General features: G+C 65.7%; 21 protein-coding genes. 19 read left to right on the forward strand and 2 right to left on the reverse strand.

What is annotated here, in order from left to right; genetic code table 11:
• The first annotated feature begins 4 nt into the window (after window positions 1–4).
• The 10 genes from QW887_RS20905 to QW887_RS20950 all read left to right on the forward strand — a co-directional run bounded on the left by QW887_RS20905 (window position 5) and on the right by QW887_RS20950 (window position 10,763).
• The gene (locus QW887_RS20905; RefSeq protein ID WP_316194905.1) at window positions 5–850 is read left to right on the forward strand and encodes a metallophosphoesterase family protein; all 846 of its coding nucleotides are present in this window, start codon (window positions 5–7) and stop codon (window positions 848–850) included.
• 544 nt (window positions 851–1,394) lie between these two features.
• A complete protein-coding gene (locus tag QW887_RS20910; RefSeq protein ID WP_316194907.1) occupies window positions 1,395–1,760 on the forward strand; it encodes a DUF2946 family protein in 366 nt (121 codons plus the stop codon).
• A gap of 133 nt (window positions 1,761–1,893) precedes the next feature.
• Window positions 1,894–2,412 (forward strand): copper chaperone PCu(A)C, encoded by a 519-nt coding sequence (locus QW887_RS20915; protein ID WP_316194909.1) that lies wholly within the window; start codon window positions 1,894–1,896, stop codon window positions 2,410–2,412.
• A gap of 33 nt (window positions 2,413–2,445) precedes the next feature.
• A complete protein-coding gene (locus QW887_RS20920; protein WP_316194911.1) occupies window positions 2,446–2,913 on the forward strand; it encodes a DUF2946 family protein in 468 nt (155 codons plus the stop codon).
• Window positions 2,914–3,004: 91 nt separating this feature from the next.
• Window positions 3,005–5,404 carry a TonB-dependent receptor gene (locus QW887_RS20925; protein ID WP_316194913.1) on the forward strand — a complete coding sequence of 800 codons (2,400 nt, stop codon included), beginning with the start codon at window positions 3,005–3,007 and terminating at the stop codon, window positions 5,402–5,404.
• An 8-nt stretch (window positions 5,405–5,412) separates the two neighbouring features.
• Window positions 5,413–6,639, forward strand: a complete 1,227-nt coding sequence (locus QW887_RS20930; RefSeq protein WP_410052615.1) for a sialidase family protein — start codon at window positions 5,413–5,415, stop codon at window positions 6,637–6,639.
• The gene (locus QW887_RS20935; protein WP_316185783.1) at window positions 6,636–7,133 is read left to right on the forward strand and encodes a TlpA disulfide reductase family protein; all 498 of its coding nucleotides are present in this window, start codon (window positions 6,636–6,638) and stop codon (window positions 7,131–7,133) included. Before QW887_RS20930 ends, QW887_RS20935 begins: the two co-directional genes overlap by 4 nt.
• Window positions 7,134–7,340: 207 nt before the next feature.
• Window positions 7,341–8,675, forward strand: coding sequence for a proline--tRNA ligase (gene proS, locus QW887_RS20940; RefSeq protein ID WP_316175254.1), 1,335 nt, complete (start codon window positions 7,341–7,343; stop codon window positions 8,673–8,675).
• 95 nt (window positions 8,676–8,770) lie between these two features.
• Window positions 8,771–10,054: a lipoprotein-releasing ABC transporter permease subunit gene (locus QW887_RS20945; RefSeq protein WP_315711581.1), complete on the forward strand. Its 1,284-nt coding sequence runs from the start codon at window positions 8,771–8,773 to the stop codon at window positions 10,052–10,054.
• A 7-nt stretch (window positions 10,055–10,061) separates the two neighbouring features.
• Window positions 10,062–10,763, forward strand: a complete 702-nt coding sequence (locus QW887_RS20950) for an ABC transporter ATP-binding protein (RefSeq protein WP_231324716.1) — start codon at window positions 10,062–10,064, stop codon at window positions 10,761–10,763.
• 12 nt (window positions 10,764–10,775) lie between these two features.
• Here QW887_RS20950 and QW887_RS20955 read toward each other — a convergent pair whose 3' ends face one another.
• Window positions 10,776–11,855, reverse strand: a complete 1,080-nt coding sequence (locus tag QW887_RS20955; RefSeq protein WP_316175256.1) for a zinc-binding alcohol dehydrogenase family protein — start codon at window positions 11,853–11,855, stop codon at window positions 10,776–10,778.
• Between the two features lie 140 nt (window positions 11,856–11,995).
• Between QW887_RS20955 and QW887_RS20960 the strand changes: the two genes are divergently transcribed.
• On the forward strand, window positions 11,996–12,769 hold the full coding sequence (locus tag QW887_RS20960) for a helix-turn-helix transcriptional regulator (protein WP_316175258.1): 774 nt from the start codon (window positions 11,996–11,998) through the stop codon (window positions 12,767–12,769).
• A gap of 442 nt (window positions 12,770–13,211) precedes the next feature.
• Entirely contained in the window at window positions 13,212–13,985 is a 774-nt protein-coding gene (locus QW887_RS20965) for an outer membrane protein (protein WP_315711586.1), read from the forward strand.
• A gap of 106 nt (window positions 13,986–14,091) precedes the next feature.
• Here QW887_RS20965 and QW887_RS20970 read toward each other — a convergent pair whose 3' ends face one another.
• Window positions 14,092–14,427, reverse strand: coding sequence for a DUF3551 domain-containing protein (locus QW887_RS20970; RefSeq protein ID WP_315711587.1), 336 nt, complete (start codon window positions 14,425–14,427; stop codon window positions 14,092–14,094).
• Window positions 14,428–14,696: 269 nt separating this feature from the next.
• On the opposite strand from QW887_RS20970, the gene QW887_RS20975 reads away from it, so the two are divergent.
• From QW887_RS20975 to QW887_RS21005, 7 genes are all read left to right on the forward strand, one after another.
• Window positions 14,697–15,410 carry an outer membrane protein gene (locus QW887_RS20975; protein WP_315711588.1) on the forward strand — a complete coding sequence of 238 codons (714 nt, stop codon included), beginning with the start codon at window positions 14,697–14,699 and terminating at the stop codon, window positions 15,408–15,410.
• Between the two features lie 464 nt (window positions 15,411–15,874).
• Entirely contained in the window at window positions 15,875–19,405 is a 3,531-nt protein-coding gene (gene dnaE / locus QW887_RS20980; RefSeq protein ID WP_315711589.1) for a DNA polymerase III subunit alpha, read from the forward strand.
• Between the two features lie 170 nt (window positions 19,406–19,575).
• On the forward strand, window positions 19,576–21,879 hold the full coding sequence (locus QW887_RS20985) for a caspase family protein (protein ID WP_315711590.1): 2,304 nt from the start codon (window positions 19,576–19,578) through the stop codon (window positions 21,877–21,879).
• 182 nt (window positions 21,880–22,061) lie between these two features.
• Window positions 22,062–23,354, forward strand: coding sequence for a serine protease (locus QW887_RS20990; RefSeq protein WP_315827151.1), 1,293 nt, complete (start codon window positions 22,062–22,064; stop codon window positions 23,352–23,354).
• A complete protein-coding gene (locus tag QW887_RS20995; protein WP_315711593.1) occupies window positions 23,351–24,313 on the forward strand; it encodes an FHA domain-containing protein in 963 nt (320 codons plus the stop codon). The genes QW887_RS20990 and QW887_RS20995 overlap by 4 nt, the downstream gene beginning before the upstream one ends.
• A 90-nt stretch (window positions 24,314–24,403) precedes the next feature.
• The gene (locus tag QW887_RS21000; RefSeq protein WP_315711595.1) at window positions 24,404–24,925 is read left to right on the forward strand and encodes a hypothetical protein; all 522 of its coding nucleotides are present in this window, start codon (window positions 24,404–24,406) and stop codon (window positions 24,923–24,925) included.
• Window positions 24,926–25,079: 154 nt separating this feature from the next.
• A complete protein-coding gene (locus tag QW887_RS21005) occupies window positions 25,080–26,069 on the forward strand; it encodes a 30S ribosomal protein S2 (protein ID WP_315711596.1) in 990 nt (329 codons plus the stop codon).
• Window positions 26,070–26,178: the final 109 nt, after the last annotated feature.

A 26,178-nucleotide genomic window follows, 5' to 3' on the forward strand; every position in this document is an offset into this window, starting at 1 on the left:
GCCTTTGGCAACGACGCGCATCGCCGTGATCGCCGACATCCATCACGGCCGGGATACGCCCACGAAGCGGGGATCGGTGGCGCTGCAATTGCTCGAGCGCTTCGTCACGGAAGTGAACGCCGAAGACATCGATGCGGTCATCGATCTCGGCGACCGGATTTCTGACGAAGATCCCGAGCGCGATCGGCTGCTGCAAAGCGATGTCGCGATGTGCTTCGCGAAGTTGGCATCGACGCATCATCACGTCAGTGGCAATCATGATGTCGCATTGCTCAGCCTCGCCGACAATGAAGCGATCCTCGATCGTCCGAGCGGGTCGCGCGCGCTGATCGTCGGCGATGTCAGATGTGTGTTCTGGCAGCCCGACGTGAGTCTGACTCGGACGCGCGGCTTTCGCCTGTCCGCGGGCGATCTCGACGCGCTGGTCCAGCTGCTCGCTCAGGATGACCGGCCGACCTTGCTCGTCAGCCACGTGCCGTTGTCAGGACATGCTCAGACCGGCAACTACTACTTCGAAGCCAATCCGGGACACGCGGCCTATGCCGAGACCGACGCGATCCGCGCGGCGATCGCGGATGCGCCGTGCCCGATCGTCGGGCTCGCCGGCCATGTTCATTGGAATACGCTGACAACGGTCGATGGCACACCGCATCTGACCTTGCAGTCGCTGACAGAGACGTTCATCTCGGGCGATCCAGCCGAAGCGGCGGGCATCCTCACGATCGGCGATGGTTCGTTGCGCTGGACCGCGACTGGCCGCGAACCGCTGTCGGTGACACTGCCATGGCCGAGGACCAAGGCGCGGTGGTGCGCTCCGTTGTCGTGCTTTGCGACGGCTGCGATGGCCTGAGGTGATTGCGTGTTCAGACAGCGTTCATGCGGCCCGCGATACCGTCAGCGGGAAATATTGTGGCGCGCTGCGACGACTGCCAAAAAAATAGAGCAGGGCAGCGGGCCCTGCTCGGAAATTGTGTCGACCCTTTAGATATCCCGCAAGTTCAGATTTGATCTTGTTAAGCGGGGTGACGCTGCTTGTTGCGCGCCAGGGCTCCTCCCGAGACTTGGACCACCAGACTTCCGCAAGCGATAGCCTGAGGCCCGAATTCGTAGACGATCTTTTTGCGTTTGTCATCCTTTTCGGCAACGATTGTTCAAATTTCGCGCACTTCCTGAAATGATCGGTAAGTGCTTGCAATTGACGAGTTTTGTTTTCGAGTCTTCTCGCGATAGGTGCTGGATTACCTTGGAGGCTGGCGTCCCGCGAAGGCCCATCCGGGCGTAGCGGATTGTTCTTAATCAACGACCGCTGGCGAAATGTGCTGACTGTGCCCTGGGCGACCTCGACTCCGGGCGTTCGCTCGGGCACAACAATTCAGTTCATTTGGCAGGCTTTCATGCGGCAGCGGCTGCAGGCGTTTCTCCCGATCATGCTGATCGCACTGATGGTGCAGATCCTGGCGCCGATCGGCGTTGCCTGGGCGGCCGCGTCAGCCGTGGCTGATCCCTTGCACGGCCTCGAAATCTGCCACAGCCAGCCCGGTTCCCAGTCGGTGGACGACGAGTCGCCGGCCAAGCCCGCGCTCCACGGCTGTTCGCTGTGCTGCCTGGCGCAGCCGGTCACCCTGGATGGGCCGGAGCTGTACGTCATCGCCACGCCGCAACGGGATTCGGGCGAGGTCGTGTGGCGGGCCGGTGATCCGGCCGGCCGGATGACCAAGGCCTTCTCAAACGCGCAGGCAAGGGCTCCGCCCGCAGCGTGACGCGCTGGCCGCTGTGCGGCCCTCATCTCCCAAATCGCAAGATTACGACCTGCGTTGTCTGCTCGGCCCTAGCCGTGCGGACACGCGCCAATCGATCAAGCTGGCGCATCGCCGCCAAGAAAAGGATAACGACATGACCTTCCCCGGACGCTCTCTGCTCGCATTCGCTCTCCTGTTGGGAGGATCTTCTGCCGCCTTCGCCGCGGACGTGAAGGCCGGTGACCTCGTCATCACCCAGCCATGGAGCCGCGCCACGCCGGGTGGCGCCAAGACGGGCGCCGGCTATCTGACCATCGAGAACAAGGGCAGCGCGCCGGACCGCCTCGTCGCGGTGACCGGCGCTGTCGCCGGGCGGGTCGAGATTCACGAGATGGCCGTCACCAACGGTGTGATGACCATGCGTCCGCTCGACAAGGGAGTCACGATTGAGCCGGGCAAGACCGTCGCGCTGGCGCCGGGCGGCTATCACCTGATGCTGATGGATCTGAAGAGCCCGCTGAAGCAGGGCGACAAGCTGCCGGTCACGCTGGAGTTCGAGAAGGCCGGCAAGGTGTCCGTGACGCTCGAGGTGCAGGCGGTCGGCGCCAAGGGGCCGGGCGGAGAGGGCGGCAGCATGATGAAGCAGCACGATCATTCCGGCATGAAGATGTAGGCCGGGCGCCCCGCGACTCCGACGGAGGGCCGGATGAAGCAACGGGTGTTGAACGCCGCCATGACAGCCGGTTCGCGCGCGAGCCGGCTGGTGGCGGCTGACCGTGCCCGACGTCCTGCCAATGTCCGTCAGAAGCTTGGCCGATATCTGCCGGTCGTGCTGCTAGCAATGCTGTTGCAGGTGCTGGCGCCAGTGGCGGCGTCCGCCCTGAGCGCCGCGACGATCGCGACGGCCGATCCGTTCGGCGGAATGGCGATCTGTCATGCCGAGACGGATGCGGCGCCCCCTGGTGGCGATACCGACCGCACCGCCTGCGGCCTTGACTGCGTCATGTGCTGCGTGCTGCACGCCGCCTCGGCGCTCGATGCGCCGCCCGCGCCGTTCGATGCGGCTCCGCTGCGTCTGACGGCGTCCATCGTCTGGACGGCGCGCGAGCTCCGCCTCGTTCATCTGCTTGCCCGGGCACAGGCGCAACCAAGAGGACCTCCCTCCCTCTCCTGAGGACAGAAATCGTCATCGGCCGCAGCCGCGCGCCGATCCGTTTTGAATCAGGAAGACCGGCCGTGCAGAGCCGGCATCGGGGAAGTCAAACATGTTCCGTCGTCATGCCCTGGGTGGTGTGAGCGTGCTCGCCCTGCAGCTCTTGCTGCTGCAATCGTCCACGATCGCGCGCGCCGAGACCGAGAAGGAATTGCCGTCCGTCACCGTCGACGCGCCGCGTGCCGCACCACAACGGGCCGTGCGCAAGCCGGTCACGCAGGCAACGTTCGTCCGCACGCGCGCGCCAAAGCCGGCTGCCGCATCCGTGGCCAGCAACTCCGGACAGGGAGGAGCGGTGTCCGATCCAGCCTCGGGTGCCGGCGCCGCCCGCAGCCAGCTCAACCAGTCGCCGACCGGCCAGACCGCGACCACGATCGACCGCAGCCGCTACGATGACCGGCCTGCGTTTTCCGTCGGCGACATCCTGCGCGAGAGCCCCGGCGTCTCGCTCAAGCAGGGCAACGGACCGCGCGACCTTGGCATCTCGATCCGCGGCTCCAATGCCCGCAACGGCTTCGGCATCCGCAACATCGTGCTGTTCGAGGACGGATTTCCAGTCACCCAGCCGGACGGGCTGTCGCGCAGCGACCTGATCGATCCCCACGCCTATGGCGCGGTCGACATGATCCGCGGACCCTCCTCGGCGCTCTACGGCAACTATGCGACCGGAGGCGCGATCAATTTCCGCACCCGCCCGGGCGGCAGCATCGACGGTGCCGAGATCGGCAGCGAAGGCGGCAGCTTCGGCTATCTCAGCAACTACATGACGTTCGGCAAGAAGGTCGGCAACTTCGAGGGCTCGTTGTTCACCAGCGACGTCCGCGGCGACGGCTATCTCGGCAACAGCTGGTTCAACACCCAGACCGTCAACTTCCTCGGCACCTACAAGGCGACGCCCGACGACCGCTTCACCGTCAAGATCATCAACAACGACCTGTTCACGCGGCTGCCGATCCGGTCGTCGCTGAATCAGTACTATCAGAATCCCTATCAGCAGGGCTGCGCGACATGGACGACAGCTGCCGCGGGCTGCGGCAGCGTCACGTTGTTCAACAACGGGTTCAACAACTCGGCTGGAACGGACAAAGAGACGGCGCTGCAGGCCGGGCTCGGCCGCAACGACCGCCGCACCATCGTCGGCGGGCGCTGGGAGCACGATTTCGACAACAACACGACCTGGCGCAATCAGTTCGTGTTCGATGACCGCAACATCAGCCAGCCGACCGGGTCGACCAGCGCGGTCGGCGACTATCCGTCCTACAACTACATGAGCGACATCACCCGGCGGGGCGAGATCTTCGGCCTGGAATCGACCAGCTTCTTCGGCGCCTTCTACAATACGCTCACCGCGTCCGGAGACACGTTCAACGTCATGCCGGGCGGCAACGGCACGCTCGGCCGCTTGTCGACCAACCTTCTGAGCGAGACGACGAATTTCGGCGTGCGGGCGCGCGAGGAGCTCAAGCTGACGTCGGCCTTGACCGCGGTGGCCGGTCTCGGCTGGGAGCGCACCCATCTGCGCGGCGTGAACACGGCATACACCTATGCAGGGGGGACCGGGACGACGCTCACGACCGCGGACCGGCAGTTCGACAATCTCGCGCCCGAGTTTGCGCTGCTCTACAAGGTGAACAGCGACTGGCTGGTGCGGGCGCGCGTCGCATCGGGATATGGCACGCCGCAGGTCTCGAACCTGTTTGTGCTCCCGAGCGGCACAGCCGGAAACAACACCAATCTCGCCTCGCAAAGCAATCTCGGCTACGATTTGGGCTTTGACTGGACTCCCAACAAGTCGGTCACCCTGAGCGCAACCGGCTTCTACGAATTCTTCCGCAACGAGATCGTCAACCAGGCAACGCCGGTTGTCGGCGTGACCTATGCGTTCAATGCCCCGCGCTCGGAGCATCGCGGCGTCGAGCTGGCCGCCGACTGGAAATTCCTGCCCGGCTGGCGCTTCACGGCCGCCTACACCTATCTCGACGAGATCTACACCGACTATACGGAGAACCTGACAAACGGCACGGTCTTCCGCTTCAACCGCGCCGGCAACAAGATTCCAGGGATTTCCCCGAACGAGCTGACGGCCCGGCTGGGGTATGATCACGCCAGCGGAAGGCTTGCAGGGCTGGGTGCCTTCGTCGAGGTCCAATGGAAGGATTCCTTCTATATGGACAACGCGAACCTGCTCAGGGCGCCCGGCTACGAGCTGGTCAACCTGAACGTCCATTACAGGACCGAGCTTGCGTCCGAGGCCTTCAAGTCGCTCAACGTCTTCTTCGAGGTCAGGAACGTGTTCGACCGCACCTATATTGCGTCGGCCAACAATATCGCGAACTCGGTCACGTCTGCAGGCGTTCAAAATCCCGCCAGCGTTCTGGCCAATACCACTGGCTCGATCTATGCCGGCTCACCGCGCGCCTTCGTCGCTGGCATGAAGGTGGCATTCCGATGAGGCACAGCATGACAAGGACGCCATCGCTTCGAGGCTGCGTCGTCGGACTCGCCATGGCCCTGATGTGGCCGCTGTCCGTACAGGCCCAGATGGCACATCAGCACGGATCGGACGCGGCATGCGAGGGCACCGAGCTCCGATGCGCCACCAAAGTGACGCCGTTCTTCGCTGAAGACGGCAAGCTCTGGCTCGTCTGGATGGCCGGAGGCCGGGTGTCGGTGGCGAGCTCGACCGACGGCGGGAAAACGTATTCCGCCGCCGTACCGGTCACCGAGCAGCAGCTCAATCTCGACTGGGGGCCCGATGCCCGTCCGAAGCTGGTGGTCGACGGCAAAGGCGTCATAGCGGTGGCGTTCTCGATCTTCCGCGACCAGGCGTTCAACGGGCAGGTGCTGTACTCCCGGTCGGAGGATGGCGGCAAAAGCTTCGCGGCGCCTCGTCCCATCACGTCGAACAACGAAAGCCAGCGCTTCGAGGCGCTGGCACTGGACCAGGACGGCACCGTCTTCGTGGCGTGGCTCGACAAGCGCAACCGGGTGCCGGCGAAGGCCGCCGGGCGCGCCTACGAGGGCGCGGGATTGTTCTTCTCATCATCGCGCGATGGCGGCGCCACCTATGCCGAAGCGACGCTGGCCCAGGACAACACCTGCGAATGTTGCCGGCTCGGCGTTGCCTTCGCGGGGCCGGGACGTCCGGTGGTGATGTTCCGCAACATCTTCGAAGGCAGCGTGCGCGACCATGCGGTGGTCACGTTCAGCGACCTCGGCACCCCCGGCGAGGTCCACCGGGTCAGCACCGATGATTGGCAGATCAAGGCCTGCCCGCATCAGGGGCCGAGCCTGACCGTGTCGCCGGCGGGCACCTATCATGTCGCCTGGTTCACAAGCGGCAAGGTTCGCAAGGGGCTGTTCTACGCGCATTCGCGCGACGGTGGCCGGACGTTCTCGGAACCCATGGCGATCGGCCAGACCGACCGCAATCCGACGCGACCCTATGTGCTCGCGACCCAGGACAGCACGACGCTGGTGTGGAAGGAGTTCGACGGCGAGCGCACCACGGTGATGGGAATGCAATCGCGGGACGATGGCGAGACGTGGTCGAAGCCGCGCGCCCTTGCCAGCACGGACAATGCGTCGGATCACCCGCTGCTGGTCGCCCGTGGCAGGCAGATCTTCCTGTCCTGGATGACCAAGTCGGATGGCTATCGGTTGCAGCCGATCGGAGATGAGTCATGAAACGCGCATTCGCCGCCCTTGCGATCTTTGGCTTCGTCGCCTTGACGGCGTCGAGCACCGCAGCACCGCCATCGCTCAAGCCGTTCGAGCGCGGCACCTGGCGCGAGGTGCTGCGGACCCATGCGGGTCGTCCGACGCTGATCCATTTCTGGGGCGTCACCTGCGGCCCCTGCAAGCTCGAGCTGCCGCAGCTCGGCAAGTTCATGTCCGATCATCCCGAGATCGACGTGGTCACCGTCAGCGCCGATTTGGTGCCGAACCTGAACGCTGCGACCCAGGCCATGCTGGACAAGGCCGGACTCACCACGGCGGAGAACTTCATCTTCAACGACGGATATGTCGAGCGTCTCCGGTTCGAGATCGATCCGTCCTGGCAGGGTGATATCCCGCGCACGATACTCGTGACCCGCGAGGGCGCGGTCTCGACCATCGAAGGCAGCGCCGAGATCGGCGATCTCGACAAATGGTCCTCGGAACAGGGGCGGGGGCACTAAGACGGCCGGGGCGCGGGGATCTTGCCCGGTCGCCCTGCGCGAGCCTCATCACGGCGACGTGCGCCGTTCATCCTCCACTTCAGCGGAACCGGTAAATTGATTGGGAATCCGGCGGCTTAGCCGCCTTTTTTCAAACCCAGCCTTGTGTTTTGCCGCCTGATCCGGTTTGACTGCGCCAGCCCGAACCGAATCTCGAAGGCCTCGCCCATGCGTCTGTCGCGGTTTTTCCTGCCCATTCTGAAAGAAAATCCGAAGGAAGCCGAGATCGTCTCGCACCGGTTGATGCTGCGCGCCGGCATGCTGCGGCAGGAGGCGGCCGGCATCTATGCCTGGCTGCCGCTGGGCTTCAAGGTGCTGAAGAAGATCGAGCAGATCGTGCGCGAGGAGCAGAACCGCGCCGGAGCGCTGGAACTGCTGATGCCGACATTGCAGCTCGCCGACCTCTGGCGCGAGAGCGGCCGCTACGATGCCTATGGCCCGGAGATGCTGCGTATCAGCGACCGCCACAAGCGTGAGTTGCTGTACGGGCCGACCAACGAGGAAATGATCACGGAAATCTTCCGTGCCTATGTGAAGTCCTACCGCAACCTGCCGCTCAATCTCTATCATATCCAATGGAAATTCCGCGACGAGCAGCGTCCCCGCTTCGGCGTGATGCGCGGCCGCGAGTTCCTGATGAAGGACGCCTATTCGTTCGACCTCGACGAGGCCGGCGCGCGGCGCGCCTACAACAGGATGTTCGTCGCGTACTTGCGCACCTTCGCGCGGATGGGCCTGAAGGGCATCCCGATGCGCGCCGAGACCGGTCCGATCGGCGGCGATCTCAGCCACGAATTCATCGTGCTCGCGGAGACCGGTGAATCCGGCGTCTACTGCGACCGCGACGTGCTCGACCTGCCGATCCCGCCGGCGTCCGTCGATTATGACGGCGACCTGACGCCGATCATCAAGCAATGGACGTCGCTCTATGCGGCGACCGAGGACGTCCATGACGCCGCCCGCTTCGAAGCCGAGGTGCCGGCTGAGCGGCGGGTCCATACCCGCGGCATCGAGGTCGGCCAGATCTTCTATTTCGGCACCAAATATTCCGAGCCGATGAAGGCGCTGGTCGCGGGCCCCGATGGGGCGGAGGTGGCCATCCACGGCGGCTCCTATGGCGTCGGCGTGTCACGGCTGGCTGGTGCGATCATCGAGGCCTGTCACGACGACGCCGGCATCAGATGGCCGGAGGAGGTCGCTCCGTTCCGCGCCGTGATCCTCAACCTGAAGCAGGGCGGCTCCGACACCGATGCTGCCTGCGAGCAGCTCTATCGCGATCTCCTGGCCAAGGGGGTCGACGTGCTCTACGACGACACCGAGCAGCGTGCCGGCGGCAAGTTCGCCACGGCGGACCTCATCGGCATCCCCTGGCAGATCATGGTTGGCCCCAAGAGCCTCGCCGAGGGCAAGGTCGAGGTGAAGACCCGCAGCGACGGCGCCCGCCAGATGATGTCCCCCGCGGACGTCGTGGCACGGCTCGGCGGCGGGACATTGGCTGGCTGAGACGCGCGTTCGATCATCGGATTATCCACCGGGGCTGCCCGTCCCCTTCAGGCCAATCCGGCCACATTCGGCCCGAATCATGGGATGATCGCACAATGGATGACGCCATGACCGAACCGGTGCAGACCACCACCCCCTTCGCTCCCTTCGAGTGGATGCTGTCGGGGCGCTATCTGCGCGCGCGCCGCAGGGAAGGGTTCATCTCCGTCATCGCGGGGTTCTCCTTCCTCGGCATCATGCTGGGCGTCGCCACCCTGATCATCGTGATGGCGGTGATGAACGGCTTCCGCAAGGAGCTGCTCGACAAGATCCTCGGTCTGAACGGGCATCTGCTGGTGCAGCCGCTGGAGTCGCCGCTCACCGACTGGAAGGACGTCTCCGAGCGGATCGCGCAGGTGCAGGGCATCCGACTTGCCGCGCCGGTGGTTGACGGACAGGGTCTGGGCTCGTCGCCATTCAATGCGTCAGGCGTGTTCATCCGCGGCATTCGCGCGCAGGACCTCACGAACCTGACGTCGATCGCCAAGAACATCAAGCAGGGTTCGCTGGAAGGTTTCGACGAAGGCCAGGGCGTCGCGATCGGCCGCCGGCTCGCGGACCAATTGTCGCTGCATGCCGGTGACAGCATCACCCTGGTCGCCCCGAAGGGCGCCGTGACGCCGATGGGCACCACGCCGCGCATCAAGCCCTACAAGATCGCGGCGGTGTTCGAGATCGGCATGTCGGAATACGACGCCAGCTTCGTCTTCATGCCGCTGGCCGAGGCGCAGGCCTATTTCAACCGCAACAACGACGTCACCGCGATCGAGATCTTCACCAGCAATCCCGACAAGGTGGAGGAGTTTCGCAAGACGGTCACCGAGGCGGCCGGCCGCCCGATCTTTCTCGTCGACTGGCGCCAGCGTAACTCGACCTTCTTCAATGCGCTGCAGGTCGAGCGTAACGTGATGTTCCTGATCCTGACCTTGATCGTGCTGGTCGCCGCGCTCAACATCGTTTCGGGACTGATCATGCTGGTCAAGGACAAGGGCCAGGACATCGCCGTGCTGCGGACCATGGGGGCTTCGCAGGGGGCGATCATGCGGATATTCCTGATCACCGGCGCCTCGATCGGGGTGGTCGGCACGCTCACCGGATTCGTCGTCGGCCTCCTGATCTCGATGAACATCGATTCGATCAGGAAGTTTTTGTCCTGGCTGACGAGCACCGATCTGTTTCCCAATGAACTCTATTTCCTGTCGAAGCTGCCGGCTGAGATCGATGCCGGCGAGACTGCGGCCGTTCTGATCATGGCCTTGACCCTGTCTTTCCTGGCTACGCTGTATCCATCCTGGCGCGCGGCCCGATTAGACCCGGTCGAAGCGCTTCGCTACGAGTGAGGCGCTGATGGACGAGCAGGGGGCCGAGGATGTGCCGGTCGTTTATCTCCACGAGATCAAGCGGCGGTACATGCAGGGTGAGCAGCAGCTGACCATTCTGGACGGCGCCAAGCTGGCGCTGTGGGCCGGTCAGTCGGTGGCGTTGGTGGCGCCGTCGGGCTCGGGCAAGTCGACATTGCTGCACATCGCGGGTCTCCTGGAGAGTCCCGACGAGGGCGAGGTCTATGTCGGGGGCGTGCCGACGTCGCAGTTGACCGACATCGAGCGCACCCAGATGCGCAGGACCGACATCGGTTTCGTCTACCAGTCGCACCGGCTGCTGCCGGAGTTCACGGCGCTGGAGAACGTGATGCTGCCGCAAATGATCCGCGGCTTGAAACGGTCCGAGACGGTGAAGCGGGCGACCGAGATCCTGGCTTATCTCGGGCTCGGCGAGCGCATCAAGCACCGCCCGGCCGAGCTCTCCGGCGGCGAGCAGCAACGCGTCGCGATCGCGCGTGCGGTCGCCAATGCGCCGCGTGCGCTGCTGGCGGACGAGCCGACCGGCAATCTCGATCCTGGCACCGCCGATCACGTCTTTCACGCGCTGATGCAGCTCGTGAAGGCCACGCGGGTCGCGATGCTGATCGCGACCCACAACATGGAGCTGGCCGGCCGCATGGACCGGCGCGTCTCCATCGTCGGCGGCAAGGTCGTCGAGCTCGACTGAGTCCGGCCGCAGTCAGGGCCTGATCACCGTCATCTTGAACGGCTCGCGATGGACGGCGGCATGGGCGACCGCGTCGTTGGCATGGTCGAGGTCGAAACAGGTCGGCTCGAACTGCGCGAGGTCGAGCAGTCCGGCCCTGATCAGTCCCACCATCTTCACTGTCGCTGTCGGCGGGCACATCCAAACGCCGCGGATGGTGATGCAGTCGCGCATGATCCAGGGATAGGGCAGCTCGAGCCCGGGGCCGCCGAGCATGCCGACTCCGCCCATCAACACCACGCGCCCATAGGGGCGTACGGTCATCACGGCGGTCCGCACGACATTGGTCGTGACGGAGGGCGGCATGATGTCGAGCACGCAGTCGATCGGGCCGGGCGCGGCGCGCTTCATGCGCTCGGTGTCCTCGCTTTCATGGCCCGACAGCCTGACTGGATGGATGCGTGCGCCGAACCGGCGCTGGAGCTCGGCCAGCATGGCCTCGTTGCGACCGGGCGCCACGACCGCAGCGGCGCCCATGGCGAGCGCCACCGCGACTGCGGCGCTGCCGAACCTGCCGGTGGCGCCGCTGACCAGCACGGTCTCGCCCGCCTGCAGATTGGCGGCAAGAAAGCCGCCATAGGGCACGAGCAGGGTGCCGAGCGCGCACCACCGCGCCGCGTCGCGGGCATCGATGACACCGATCGGCTTGGCGTTCTCCGTTGGCAGCCGCATGCGCTCGGCGAACGAGCCGTGCCGGAAATGCCGTTGTAGCTTGAGCCCGCCCGGTCCGCGCGCGCTCAGGCCTTGCAGGGTTATGTCGGGGGCGAGCGCATTGTCACGTGAGCGCACCGTCGGATCGCAGAACACCCAGTCGCCAATCGCAAGATGCGTGGCATCGGGGCCGAGCGCGCTGACCCTGCCGATGCCGCTCGTTCCCGGGATGACCGGCAGTTCCAGCAGATATTTGCGTTCTCCGCTGAACACTTCATTCGCATAGGACAGCACGCCGGCTGCGGCGATGTCGACGATCACCTCGCCGGTGCCGAGCACGGGGTCTTCGACATGCTCGATCTCGAGCGGCGATCCAAATCGTTTGAGCACTGCGGCCTTCATGATCTTCTCCATTTTCGCGATGGCGAGGCACCAGTCTGCCGGTCTATCCTACGCGCAAGAAGGCCTGGTATTATCCTAGGATTGAAGAAGCCCAGGCTGGGCGCACCGCCATCGGGGGCGAACCATGAGTGATCTCGGAGATGAGTGATCCAAGACATGCCGAACTCGGAAACTTCCTGCGCTCGCGGCGCGAGAAGCTGACGCCGCAAGCGGTCGGCCTCGCGGCCGGGCGGCGGCGACGGACCGCCGGGCTGCGGCGGGAGGAAGTGGCCGAGCTCGCTGGCATCGGCGTCGACTGGTACATCCGAATCGAGCAGGGCCGTGCGGTGAAGCCGTCCTCATCCACCATCGATGCGCTGGCGCGCGCCCTGCGCCTGAGCCGAACCGAGCATGCTCATCTCAAGGCGCTGGTGCGCGATCCTGCGCGCAAGCCGTTCGTGCGCGAGCAGGTGCCGGTCCGGCTGCGCGAGCTCGTGCAGAGTCTGAACCAGCCGGCCTACATCTCCGGACGGCGATGGGATGTGCTGACCTGGAATGCGGCGGCGGACGAGATCTTCGGCTTCTCGCAACTCGCCGACGATGAGCGCAACACGTTGGTGCTGATGCTGTGCAAGCCCGGCGTGCGCCGGCTGTTCGGCGCGCAATGGAAGGAGCTGGCACAGCGCATGGTCGCGCAGTTTCGCGCGACCTATGATCTGTGGGCGGGCGATCCCGCCTTCGTCGATCTGATCGCGCGGCTGCGGCGTGGCAGCCGCGAGTTCGATGGCTTGTGGGCGGCGCACGACGTCAATGCGCTTGCTGCGGGCGAGAAGCTGCTCGAGCATCCGAAGAAGGGCCGCGTGAGGCTGCGATACGCGACCTTCCAGTCCAACGACGATCCCGCGCTGAAGTTGGCGATCTACTACACGTCATGACGATGCCGCCCCGGACGAGCGTGCATTCCGCGTCGGCCGGGAAGCACCACACATTCGTCCGCTTTGCGCATGATGATGCTACGCATTCGCAAGACTCGTCGTGCTGCCCTGAAGAATTCACGACTGAGACGTGACAGGGGTCGTTCCGTGACCGAGAGTTTCCCGATCACGATTTTGCCGTCGCTCGCATTGTGGCCATGGATGGACGCCGGCCACGACTCCTCCTTACATCTTATTAGTTGTTTGTTCATGTTGCGGGCAAAGCCTTGAAAAACAGGCCTTTGCGCCCAATCCCATAAAAGCCGGAAAGAATGGTTCTGATCTGCACATCGGTTGATGTCGGCGGAGCGAATGCGGGTGGCATAGTCGCTTCGTCGCGCTGCATGTTTTTCGCACGGAACCAGGGGGCCTGGGGACTTTGGGACAGAAGCTACGGAGTTCGATGATGAAGACGCTTTTCGGCGCAACGGTGGGGCTCGGCGCAATCGCCGCGGCGACGTCTGCATTCGCAGCTGATCTTCCAATGAAGAAGGGGCCGTACACCAAGGCGCCGCCCGCCGTCGTGGCGACGGTGTATGACTGGAGCGGCTTCTATGTCGGCTTCAACGCCGGCGGAGGTTCCAGCCGGGATTGCTGGAATCTGGTTTCGAACGCCGGTGTGGCGGTGAACCCGGCAGCCAACCGCGAAGGCTGCTCGGGCGGCGGCGGCGCGGCCGTCGGCGGCCAGGTCGGCTACCGCTATCAGATGGCCAACTGGGTGTTCGGCGTCGAGGCGCAGGGCGACTGGGCGAACTTCAAAGGCACGAATCGCAACCTGATTCTTCCCAATGTCAGCGACCGTTCACGCACCAACGGCTTCGGCCTGTTCACCGGCCAGGTCGGCTATGCCTTCGACAACATTCTCGGCTATATCAAAGGCGGTGCCGCGGTCGTCGGCGATCGCTACGACACCTTCACCACGGGCACCAACGTGATGCTCGATCGCGCCAACACGACGCGTTGGGGCGGTACGATCGGTGCCGGCCTCGAATATGGCTTTGCGCCGAACTGGTCGGTCGGCGTCGAGTACGACCACATCTTCCTGGGCAACAAGAACCTGAACTTCGTCGCCGCGGCCGGCGCGCCCGCGATGACTCATCGCATCAAGCAGGATGTCGACATCGGGCTCGTGAAGCTGAACTACAAGTTCGGTCCGGGTTTCGGGATGATGCGCTGACGCAACGTCACCCTCGATTGCTCCGGTTCGTCGAAGCCGCGGCTTCGACGAACCTTCGATGGTATGGCCTGAGACGGCAGCTCGCTGCGTCGAAGGCGGGGACGGGTCAGTCCTCTTCGAACACGAACGGGTTGGGGAACGGCGCGTAGGGATTCGGCGCCGGCGGACGCGGCCTGATCCGCTGCCTGTGCGGATACGGATAGGGTGTCGCGCGCGGGTCATTGCTCACACCGGCGAAATAGGGGTTCGCGATGCAGTTCAGCAGGCGTCCCGACGCCGTCGCCTGGCATTGCGCGTAAGTGTCGAAGGTGCAGTGGCTCAAGCCCGGAAACTCATCACCCTGCAGACAGAACGCATGCCTGACACCGACGGCGTGAGCCGGCGCATGGGTTGCGACCACGAGGCCGGCTGCAGCCAGGGCCGCAAATAAAACCTCACGCATCAACGATCTCCCTTCATCCCTTGATGACCAGAACGCGCGCGCTTCATGGCGAAGCACCGGCGCGACGGCCCTCACGCGTGTGTAGTCGGTCGGCCCTCGATTGCAAGCTGGAAAGTTCCATCAACACACTGTGATTAAAGATTAATTTCCTAACATGTCTCTTGGCCTTTCAGCAGCGAGCTGTGACCGAGCGGCTACAGCAATTGTGGCGCAGATCGGTAAGAGGTGCGGCTGGCCTGGGGGCCAAATGAGACGAGACTGGACCTGTGATGAAGAAACTTCTGTTGACGACGACGGCGCTCGTGGTGCTGGCCTCGCCGGCGCTTGCCGCGGATCTCGCTGCGCGTCCCTACACGAAGGCACCGCCGCCTGTGATGGCTGCGATCTATGACTGGAGCGGCTTCTACATCGGCGTGAACGGTGGCGGCGGCTGGAGCGAGAACACCTGGGATCTGGTCGGCGGCGGCCGCGAGGGTTCGCATGATGCATCCGGCGGCACCGTCGGTGGCCAGGTCGGCTATCGCTGGCAGATGGGCCAGATCGTGTTCGGCGTCGAGGCGCAGGGCAACTGGGCCGACCTCACCGGCGACAATCAGAGCGCGCTGTTCGGAACGCGTAACCGCACCAAGACCGATGCGTTCGGCCTGTTCACCGGCCAGGTCGGCTACGCCATCAACAACGTGCTGCTCTACGCCAAGGGCGGCGCGGCCGTGACCAGCAACAAGTACACGATCACCAATGCGGCGACCGGCGCGTTCCTCGCCTCCAACGACGACACGCGCTGGGGCGGCGTGGTCGGTGCCGGCGTCGAATACGGCTTTGCGCCGAACTGGTCGCTGGGCGTCGAGTACGACCATCTGTTCATGGACCGCCAGACCGTCAGCTTCGGCGCGCTCGGCTCCGACAGCATCAAGCAGGACGTCGATCTGTTCACCGCCCGCCTGAACTACCGCTTCGGCGGCCCGGTCGCGACGCGGTACTGAGTCGATCCTCGCTCGATCGGCGGATTGGAAAGCCCCGGCGGTCGCGCCGGGGCTTTTTGTCTGCGGAGGCGGGTTAACCATTTGCTGTGCCGGCGCGGCGATGAGCCGATCAGCGCGCTTGACCTGAGAACAGAAAAGGAACATTGTTCTCCATATGTTCTGACTCAGGGAGGTCCCGATGCTGAAGGTTTTCGTTCAAGAAGCCGCCGCGCTGGCGTCGATCACGCTGTTCGTCGGCATGATCGCGCTCTGGGCGCAAATCATTCCACAGCTTTAGTTTTCCGAGCGCGGCGGCTGGGGACAAGGCAGGCGAGGGCGCCGGACTCGCCGGAGGTCGTCCGATATGATGCGGAGCGAGTCGGTCGGGGTCTAGGGTCATGGCGGTTCATGACTTCGAGCCAAGCCCAAGGCTTGGCCCCGCACCGTGATCTCGGAACAAGCCCCAGGGAAGCTGCAAGGCGAGCATGTCCAGCGCCGGATTCGTCCATCTCCACGTCCATTCCGCCTATTCGCTGCTGAAGGGCTCGATCAAGATCGGCAAGCTCGGCGAACTCGCCAAGGCCGACCGCCAGCCGGCGCTGGCGCTGACCGACACCGACAACATGTTCGGTGCGCTCGAATTCTCCGACAAGATGGCGAGCTATGGCATCCAGCCGATTGCCGGCTGCGAGCTCGCCATCGATTTCGGCGACATGGACCCGAATGCCCGCAATGCCGGCGCGGTCGCGCAGCCCTCGCGAATCGTCCTGCTTGCCGCACGCGAGGAGGGCTACCGCCACCTGATGCGGCTGAACTCGCGCGCCTTCCTGGAGACGCCGACGCACCAGGCGCCGCACATCAAGTTCGAGTGGCTGAACGAGGGTGTCGATGGTCTGATCGCGCTCACGGGCGGGCCCGATGGGCCGATCTCGCTCGCGATCCAGCACGACATGGCGGCACTTGCGACGCAGCGCTGCGAGCGGCTGGCAAGCCTGTTCGGCGACCGCCTCTACATCGAGCTGCAGCGCCACGGCGTCGACCGCGAGCGCCGCGTCGAAGGCGGCCTGATCGATATCGCCTATGGCAAGGGCCTGCCGCTGGTCGCGACCAACGAGCCGTATTTCGCGACCGCCGACGACTACGAGGCGCATGATGCGCTGCTGTGCATCGCCGGCGGCCATCTGATCGCCGACACCGAGCGCGTGCAGCTGACGCCGGATCACCGCTTCAAGACCCGTGCCGAGATGGCGGTGCTGTTCGCCGACCTTCCGGAGGCCTTGGCCTCGACGGTCGAGATCGCCGAGCGCTGTTCGTACCGGCCGCGGACGCGCAAGCCGATCCTGCCGTTCTTCACGGTCGGCGCCGGCACCGGCAGCGATGCCGTGGACGCCGCCAGCGCCGAGGCCGCCGAGCTGAAGCGACAGGCGGAGGAGGGTCTGGAGCGGCGCCTCAAGGTGCACGGCATGGCGCCGGGCATGACCGAGGAGGACTATCAGAAGCGGCTCGCCTTCGAGCTCGACGTCATCATGCGCATGAAGTACGCGGGCTACTTCCTGATCGTGTCGGACTTCATCAAATGGGCCAAGGCGCACGGCATCCCGGTGGGACCGGGCCGCGGCTCCGGTGCAGGCTCGCTGGTCGCCTGGGTCTTGACCATCACCGACCTCGACCCGATGCGGTTCGCGCTGCTGTTCGAGCGCTTCCTCAATCCAGAGCGCGTCTCGATGCCGGACTTCGACATCGACTTCTGCCAGGACCGCCGCGGCGAGGTGATCTCCTACGTGCAGCAGCGCTACGGCCGCGACCAGGTGGCGCAGATCATCACCTTCGGCACGCTGCAGGCGCGCGGTGTGCTGCGCGACGTCGGCCGCGTGCTGCAGATGCCCTACGGGCAGGTCGACAAGCTCACCAAGCTGGTGCCGCAGAATCCGGCCGCGCCGGTGACGCTCGCCGCCGCGATCGAGGGCGAGCCGAAGCTGCAGGCCTTCCGCGACGAGGACCCAGTGGTGGCGCGCGCCTTCGACATCGCGATGCGCCTCGAAGGCCTGACGCGGCATGCCTCGACCCACGCCGCCGGCATCGTCATCGGCGACCGGCCGCTGAGCGAGCTGGTGCCGATGTATCGCGATCCAAAATCGGACATGCCGGTCACCCAGTTCAACATGAAGTGGGTCGAGCCCGCCGGCCTCGTCAAGTTCGACTTCCTCGGCCTGAAGACGCTGACCGTGCTCGACGTCGCCGTGAAGCTGCTGAAGCAGCGCGACGTCCACGTCGATCTCGCGACCCTGCCGATCGACGACGCGCCGAGCTATCAGATGCTGGCGCGGGGCGACGTGGTCGGCGTGTTCCAGGTTGAAAGCCAGGGCATGCGGCGTGCGCTGATCGACATGCGCCCGGACCGCTTCGAGGACATCATCGCGCTGGTGGCGCTGTATCGTCCCGGTCCGATGGCCAACATCCCGACCTACTGCGCCCGCAAGCACGGCGAGGAGGAGCCGGAATATCTGCACCCGATCCTGGAGCCGATCCTGAAGGAGACCTTCGGCGTCATCATCTACCAGGAGCAGGTGATGCAGGTCGCGCAGCAGATGTCCGGCTATTCGCTCGGCGAAGCCGACCTCCTGCGGCGCGCCATGGGCAAGAAGATCCGCGCCGAGATGGACAAGCAGCGCGTCCGCTTCGTCGAAGGCGCCGTCAAGAACGGCGTGCCGAAGGACCAGGCCGACACGATCTTCGACCTGCTCGCCAAATTCGCCGACTACGGCTTCAACAAGTCGCACGCGGCCGCCTATGCGCTGGTGTCCTACCACACCGCCTACATGAAGGCGCATTATCCGGTGGAGTTCATCGCGGCGTCGATGACGCTCGATCTCAACAACACCGACAAGCTCTCGGAATTTCGTGCCGAGGCGCAGCGCCTCGGCATCAAGGTCGAGCCGCCGTCGATCAACCGCTCGGGGCCGACCTTCGAGGTCAGCGGCAACACCATCTTCTACGCGCTCGCGGCGTTGAAGGGCGTCGGCCCGCAGGCGATCGAGATGATCGTCGAGGCCCGCAACAAGGGCGGCCCGTTCACCTCGCTCGCCGACTTCGCCTCTCGCGTCAATCCGCGCGCGATCAACAAGCGCATCATCGAGACGTTGGCGGCGGCCGGTGCGTTCGACGTGCTCGACAAGAACCGCGCGCGGGTGTTCGCCGGCGCGGACGCGATCGTCGCCGCCTGCCAGCGCGCGCACGAGGCCGCCACCTCCGGCCAGAACGACATGTTCGGCAACGCCGCCGATGCGCCCGCGATCATCCTGCCGAACATCGAGAACTGGCTGCCGGCCGAGCGTCTGCGGCGCGAATATGATGCGATCGGCTTCTTCCTGTCGGGCCATCCGCTCGACGACTACGCGGCGGCGCTGAAGCGCCTGCGCGTGCAGAGCTGGGCCGAGTTTTCGCGTGCGGTGAAGACCGGCGCGACTGCGGGCAAGGTTGCCGCCACCGTGGTGTCGCGCATGGAGCGGCGCACCAAGACCGGCAACAAGATGGGCATCATGGGTCTGTCGGATCCGACCGGCCATTTCGAGGCCGTGCTGTTCTCTGAGGGCCTCGCACAATATCGCGACGTGCTCGAGCCGGGCGCGGCGGTGCTGCTGCAGCTCGGCGCCGAGCTGCAGGGCGAGGATGTCCGCGCGCGGGTGCTGCATGCCGAGCCGCTCGATGATGCCGCCGCCAAGACGCAGCGCGGATTGCGCATCTTCCTGCGCGACACCAAGCCGCTCGATTCCATCGTCAAGCGCCTGCAGGGGCCGGAAGGTGCCGCGGTCAATGGCAACGGGGCGATCGCCAAGAGCGCCGCGCCGCCCTTGGCGCCCCGCACCGCAGCAGGCGAAGGCGAGGTGTCGCTGGTCATGATGCTGGACCTCGAAACCGAGGTCGAGATGAAACTGCCGGGGCGCTTCAAGGTTTCGCCACAAATCGCAGGTGCCATCAAGGCGGTGACCGGCGTGGTCGACGTGCAGCAGCTGTAATCGAGGCGATCGTTCCGCTGGAGCGGCTGCGTTCGGCGATCTTGCTGGTCGAACGGGGGGACGAGGAACAAAAAAGCTGCGCGTGGGCTGTACGGACATGCCTCCGTTCAACCGCGGTTCAGCCATTCTCCCGCTGAATCCGCGGCGGGTGCCTCGAAGGGGCTTGAACCATGCGCTTGACCAAGATCACCGCGAAGATCGTCCTGAGTGTCTCGCTCTGCCTGCTCGCCTTGGCGGCCTTGCCGCGGCTTGCCGCAGCGCAGCAGCCCGGCGCCGAAAAGCGTATCGCTCTGGTGATCGGCAACGGGGCCTATGCCAAGGGCCCGCTGGCGACGGCGGCCAACGACGCCGGCCTGATCGCGCAGACGCTGCAGGCCGCGGGCTTCGATGTGGTCGGCGCGCGCGATCTCGATGCCGACACGCTGCGCAAGAGCTTTCGCGATTTCATTCACAAGGCCCAGTCAGCCGACACCAACACCGTCGCGATGGTCTATCTGGCCGGCTACGGCATGCAGCTCGCCGGCGAGAACTATTTTCTTCCCGTCGACGCCAACATCGGCAGCGACGTCGACATTCCGACCGAAGGCCTGCGCCTCAGCGACTACATCCGCCAGCTTGCGGCGACGCCGGTGAAGGCCAGCGTCGTGGTGCTCGATGCCGCCCGCCAGCAGCCCTTCATCGCCAGCGGTCCGGCGATCGCCGGCGGCCTGGCGCTGGTTGAGCCCGATGCCAACATGCTGATCGCCTTCAATGCGGCGCCGGGCACGATCGCGCCGAACGAGACCGGCGCCTACGGCGTCTACGCGCGCTCGCTCGCGGAGATGATCCGCACCGGCGGCCTGTCGCTGCCGGAGGTGTTCGACCGGCTGCGGCTGCGCGTCAACGAGGAGACCAAGGGCGCGCAGGTGCCGTGGGATGCGCAGAAGATCCAGGCCGCCTTCACCTTCTTCGAGCGGGCGCCGGACGCGCCCGCCACGCCGGATTCGCCGGAGCAGACCGCGGCGCTGCGCTCGCGCCCGATCCGCGAGCTGCCGGTGCAGGAGGCCTATGCCGCGGCGCTGGAGCGCGACACGCTGCAGGGCTATGAGGATTTCATCGCCGCCTATCCGAGCGACCCGCTGGCGCGGCGCGTGCGCGCCCTCGTCGCCGCTCGCCGCGAGGCGCTGACCTGGCGACGGACGTTTCGCACCGACAGCCCGGAGGCCTATTGGTCCTACCTGAAGCGCTATCCCTATGGCGCGCATGCCGAGGACGCCCGGCGGCGGCTGGCGATGTTGTCGGCACAGCCGGCGCCGCCGCCGACCTTCGCGATGATCGAATATGACGTGCCGCCGCCGCCGCTCGACGAGGTGATCTATGTCGAACGTCCGGTGCTGCTGTTCTCGGATCCCGAATTCGATTTCGTGCCGCCGCCCCCGCCGCCGGTCTACATCCTGCCGCCGCCTCTGCCGGAGTTCGTGGAGCTGCCGCCGCCGTTCGCTCCGGTCGGCCTGTTCATCCTGCCGCGGCCGGTGTTCGTGCCGATCCCGGTCTATGTCCGGCCGCCGGCTTTCGTTGCCCCGCCGCCGAACAACATCATCTACCAGAACATCCACAACCCGACCGTCATCAACACCGTGATCAATCGTCCGGCGCCGCCGGCCGCGCCGATCACTGCCGGCCCCGCGGCCGTGACGACGCCGGCCGTGGCGGTGGCACCGGCCCTGCCGCCGGCCGTCGCGCAGCGCGCCACGCTGATCCAGCAGGGCAAGGTCCCGCCGCCGGGAGGACCGCTCACCAATCCCACGGTCCGGCCCGGTGCAGCACCGGCCATTCAGGCCAACGCTCCGCCGGGCGGACCCTCGCCGGCCATGACGGGACCCGGGCAGGGGCATGCCAATGTCAATCCGCTGCCGGTGCCCGGTCGCGGTGGTCCGCCGGTGCCACCATCGGTTCAGGCTCCTAGTCTGCGCCAGCCGGCACCGGCATCGCCCTCTGCCGCGCTGCCACCGCCCGCGCGCCAGGATCTGCGCGCGAACCGCACGCCGCCGGGCGCAGTCGTGCCGCAGCCCGCAAGGCCATCGGTGACGCCGTCCCGTCCGGTCATGCCGTCAGCCGTTCCGCGCGGGCCTGAGGTGAGCCCGCGCATTCAGCAGGCGACGCCACCGCAGATCCAGCGCCGCCCGCCGCCACCACCGGCGACGGCGCGTCTGAGCCCGCCACCGGCGCCGCCACGACCGCCGGTTGCACCGATGGTTCGGGCGGCTCCGCCACCTCGGCCGGCGCCACCGCCGCCGCAAGTCATGCGTCCGTCCGCTCCGCCACCGATGGCGCGTCCTGCGCCTCCACCGCAGATGGCGCGTCCCAGTCCGCCGCCGATGGCCGCCGTGGCCCGGCCGGCGCCGCCGCCGATGGCGCGGCCCGCGCCGCCGCCGCCACGTCCGGCGGCCCCGCCGCCGGGCAAGAGATGTCCGCCGAACGTCCCGCATTGCTGAGCCGCGGCGCGTTGGCCTGAGGTCGGCGCGGTTGCAACATCGGCCTGTTTTCGATATGGCCGGACCGCCGGACTGATCGATCGTGGGCGCAGGACGTCGGCGGCCGACGACGTGTTGCGGGGGCATCAGTGATATCAGCGTTTGTCGGGACCTTGCGCACGCTGTCTTTGCGAAGCTCAATCATGGCCGCGCTTTGCGGCGTCGGTATCGCCGGCCTGCCATCGCCAAGCGATGCTCAAGCGCTGCCGGGCGCCGAAGCCGTCTATGCCTCGGCGCCGCCGCGCCTGCTCCAGATCCGCACGCTCGTGGCCGATGCCGGCCGCCAGACCTCGACCGGATCCGGCTTTCTGGTCTCCGCCGACGGGCTCGCGGTCACGAACTATCACGTTGTGTCGGATGCAGCACTCGAGCCGAAGACATACCGGCTCGAATATACGGGAGCCGATGGCACGCAGGGCGGCGTCACGTTGCTCGCTGTCGACCTGCCCAACGATCTCGCGCTCGTTCGCGTCGACAAGCAGAACGCGCCGTTCTTTTCGTTCGACAAGGCCGCGCTCGACGGCAGCCTGCCGAAAGGCGAGCGGCTCTATTCGCTCGGCAACCCGCTCGACCTCGGCTTCACCATCATCGAGGGAACGTATAACGGTCTCGTCGAGCACAGCTACAACGATCACATCCATTTCACCGGCGCGCTCAATCCCGGCATGAGCGGCGGGCCCGCGGTGAATGCGCAAGGCCAGGTGGTCGGCATCAACGTCGCCACGCGCCGCGGCGGCCAGCTCATCAGCTTCCTGGTGCCCGCCCGCTTCGCGGCCGCGCTCCTGGCGCGCGGCCAGGATGCCAGGCCGGCGGCGGCCGATCTGCACAAGGACGTGATCGCGCAGCTTACGAGCTGGCGTGGAGCGCTCTACAAGTCGCTGGGCGAGGAGGGCTTCCGCGATCGGGTGTTCGGCTCCTATCAGGCGCCGGAGACGCGCGCGGGCTGGTTCGAATGCTGGGCGAGCACCAATGCCAGCGCGTCGCCGAAGCCGCGCGCCAGCATCAATTCGACCAGTTGCAAGGCCGAGGCCAGCGTCTATGTCGCGTCCGACCTCAACACCGGCGTGGTCGAGGTCAGCCACTCCTACGCGAAATCGATCGACCTCAATCAATTCCAGTTCGCGACCGTGCTGACGCAGCTGGCGCAGCCGCGACTCACCCAGGGCGGCTCGTTCCGCAAATGGTACACGCCGCAGCATTGCCATGCCGATTTCGTCGGCGTGACGCCGGCGGCCGCTCATCCGCCGCTACGCGTGCTGTGGTGCGCGCAGGGCTATCGCGAGTTCGACGGCCTCTATGACGTCGTGCTGGTCGCGGTGACGCAGGACCATGCCGACGAGGCGCTGGTGTCGCGGCTGAACCTGCAGGCGATCGCCTATGACGACGCCTTGCGCCTCGGCAAGAGCTTCCTCGAACGCCTGCAGGTCGCACGATGATCTGGATCGAGATCCTCTCCAAGCATCGCGACGTCGCCGGCCGCTTCCGCGTCGATGCCGCCGAGATCAGCATCGGCCGCGGCTACGACAATCACGTCATCCTCGACGATCCCTATGTCGCCGCGCGCCATGTGCGAATTTTCCGCGACGGCGAGGGGCGCCTGGTCGCCGAGGATCTCGGCAGTGCCAATGGCCTCTTTCTCGATCGCGGCAAGAGCCGGAAGCCGCAGCTCGTCCTCGACGGCGCCAAGCCGATCCGGATCGGCCAGACGCTGCTTCGGATCCGCGACGCCGGCCATGCCGTCGAGCCGGAGCGGCTCGCGGGCTCCGAACGCGGGGCGCTGCCGATCATCGCCGCGATCGCCCTCGGTGTCGTCCTGCTCGCGATCAACGCGGTGATGACCTGGTTTGCGCAGACCTCCGAGGCGCATCTGTCCGATTATCTTGTGCCGACCGTCACGATGATCGGGGTGGTCGTCGCATGGGTTGGCGTCTGGGCGCTGCTGGCGCGGCTGTTTTCCGGCCGCTCGCATTTTCTGCGCCACCTCCTGATCGCGCAGGCGGGTCTGATTGCGTTCTGGGTCTACAGCGAGTTCGCCCAGATTGCCTCGTTCGCCCTGACCTGGAGCGCTGTCTTCACCTACGGCTACGTCGTTTCGTGGATCGTTCTCGCCGCGACCTGCTTGCTGCATCTGCGTGAGGTCGGACGCACCCATATGCTCGCCAAGGGCCTGGTGGTCGGCCTTTTGCTGGTGGTCGCGATCGCGATCCAGACCGTGCAGCGGTCGGAGGCGTTGGCGAATTCCGGCCGTCCCAATGTCAGCCACGTGCTGATGCCGCCGTCCCTGCGCCTGGTCCCGGTGCAGGACGAGCAGACCTTCTTCGAAGACGCCGCGCGGCTGAGGGCGAAGCTCGATGCCGACCGCGCCGCGCTGGCCCCGGCCGGTGTGGAGCGCTGATCACAGTTCCACTGTCTTTGCTCCCGGAGGTTGAAAGTTCCCTGGTTCCCGTCATAGCCTCGAACCCCGGATTTCTACGGGGAGGGGGCAATGAACAGGCGAGCGCTGCTGGGATTGGGAGCGGCATTTCTGGTATCAGGATGCCTGACAGGCAAGGAAGGCACCGAATACGCTGTGGTGTCACAGAAGATCGGGGCACCGCGTGCCGGGCAGTCCCGCATCATCATCATGAGCTTGAAGGATGCCTGGCTGGACCGGACCACGTGCGACGCCAAGGTCGACGGCGTCGCGCTGAGCCGCCTGATCCCCGGGACCTATGTCTACGTCGACCGGCCGGCCGGTCCGCACCACCTCGTCGCCACCCAGACCCTGTTCCCAGGCGACTCGGTGCTCGATTTCAACACAGAGCCGGGGCGGACCTATTTCTTCTCGATCAGGCCCAGTGATCGGTCCAGGGCCATGCAGGGCGGCGGCATGGCGTTCGGCCTGCTCGGCATGGGCGTCATGGCCGCGGCCTCGTCGGGCGCCGACAACAAGGGTCCGGTCGACTTCGTTCCGCTGCAGGAGGGGCAGGCCCGGACGGCGATGGTCGAGCTTCTGCAGGCCGAATGAGCCCATTTTCCTTGCGTTGCGCCAAAATCCGGCTATATAGCGCGCCATCTCACACGGAAACTTGGCTCTCCTAGAGGGCGTCCGGTGGCAAGCCGGGCCTTGACGGCCCGTTTTTGCTCACGCGTTTCCGGAGGAATCAACCGGAGAATATCCAATGGCGCTGCCTGAATTCACGATGCGTCAGCTGCTCGAAGCTGGCGTGCACTTTGGTCACCAGTCTCACCGCTGGAATCCGAAAATGGCCGATTTCATTTTCGGAGCCCGCAACAACATCCACATCATCGATCTCGCCCAGACCGTGCCGCTGCTGCACACGGCGCTGCAGGCCGTCAGCGACACCGTCGCCAAGGGCGGCCGCATCCTGTTCGTCGGCACCAAGCGCCAGGCGCAGGACAACGTGGCCGATGCAGCCAAGCGCTGCGCGCAGTATTTCGTCAATTCGCGCTGGCTCGGCGGCACGCTGACCAACTGGAAGACGATCTCGGCCTCGATCAAGCGCCTGCGTCATCTCGACGAGGTGCTGTCCTCGGGCGAAGCCAACTCCTACACCAAGAAGGAGCGGCTGACCCTGCAGCGCGAGCGCGACAAGCTCGACCGCTCGCTCGGCGGCATCAAGGACATGGGCGGTCTGCCCGACATGATCTTCGTGATCGACACCAACAAGGAAGACATCGCGATCCAGGAGGCCCAGCGCCTCAAGATCCCGGTGGCCGCGATCGTCGACACCAATTGCGATCCGAAGGGCATCACCTACGTCGTGCCCGGCAATGACGACGCCGGCCGCGCCATTTCGCTGTACTGCGACCTGATCGCGCGAGCCGCCATCGACGGCATCTCGCGCGCGCAGGGCGAGCTCGGGATCGACGTCGGCGCCTCGGCGGCTCCGCTCGAGGAAGATCTTCCGGCTGCGTCCACTTCGACGTTCCAGGGTCTGCCTGGTCCGCGCGGAACCGCCGATGATCTCAAGAAGCTCACCGGCGTGTCCGGTGCGATCGAGAAGAAGCTCAACGACCTCGGCATCTTCCACTACTGGCAGCTCGCCGAGCTCAACCACGACACCGCGCACCAGATCGGCGAAGAAGTCGGTCTCCCGAGCCGGGCCGATGCCTGGGTCGCGCAGGCCAAGTCGCTCGCCGACGCGTAAGACGACACAACACCATTCTGGCCGGCGTCTCACGCCGGCCATCGCGACTGAGATAGGTTTTTCCTGGCAGCGGGCGGCGACGAGCCATCCGCTGCGTCGCGCTTTGGAC

The sequence above is a fragment of the Bradyrhizobium sp. SZCCHNRI3052 genome (genome assembly GCF_032484895.1).
Taxonomy (GTDB): Bacteria; Pseudomonadota; Alphaproteobacteria; order Rhizobiales; family Xanthobacteraceae; genus Bradyrhizobium.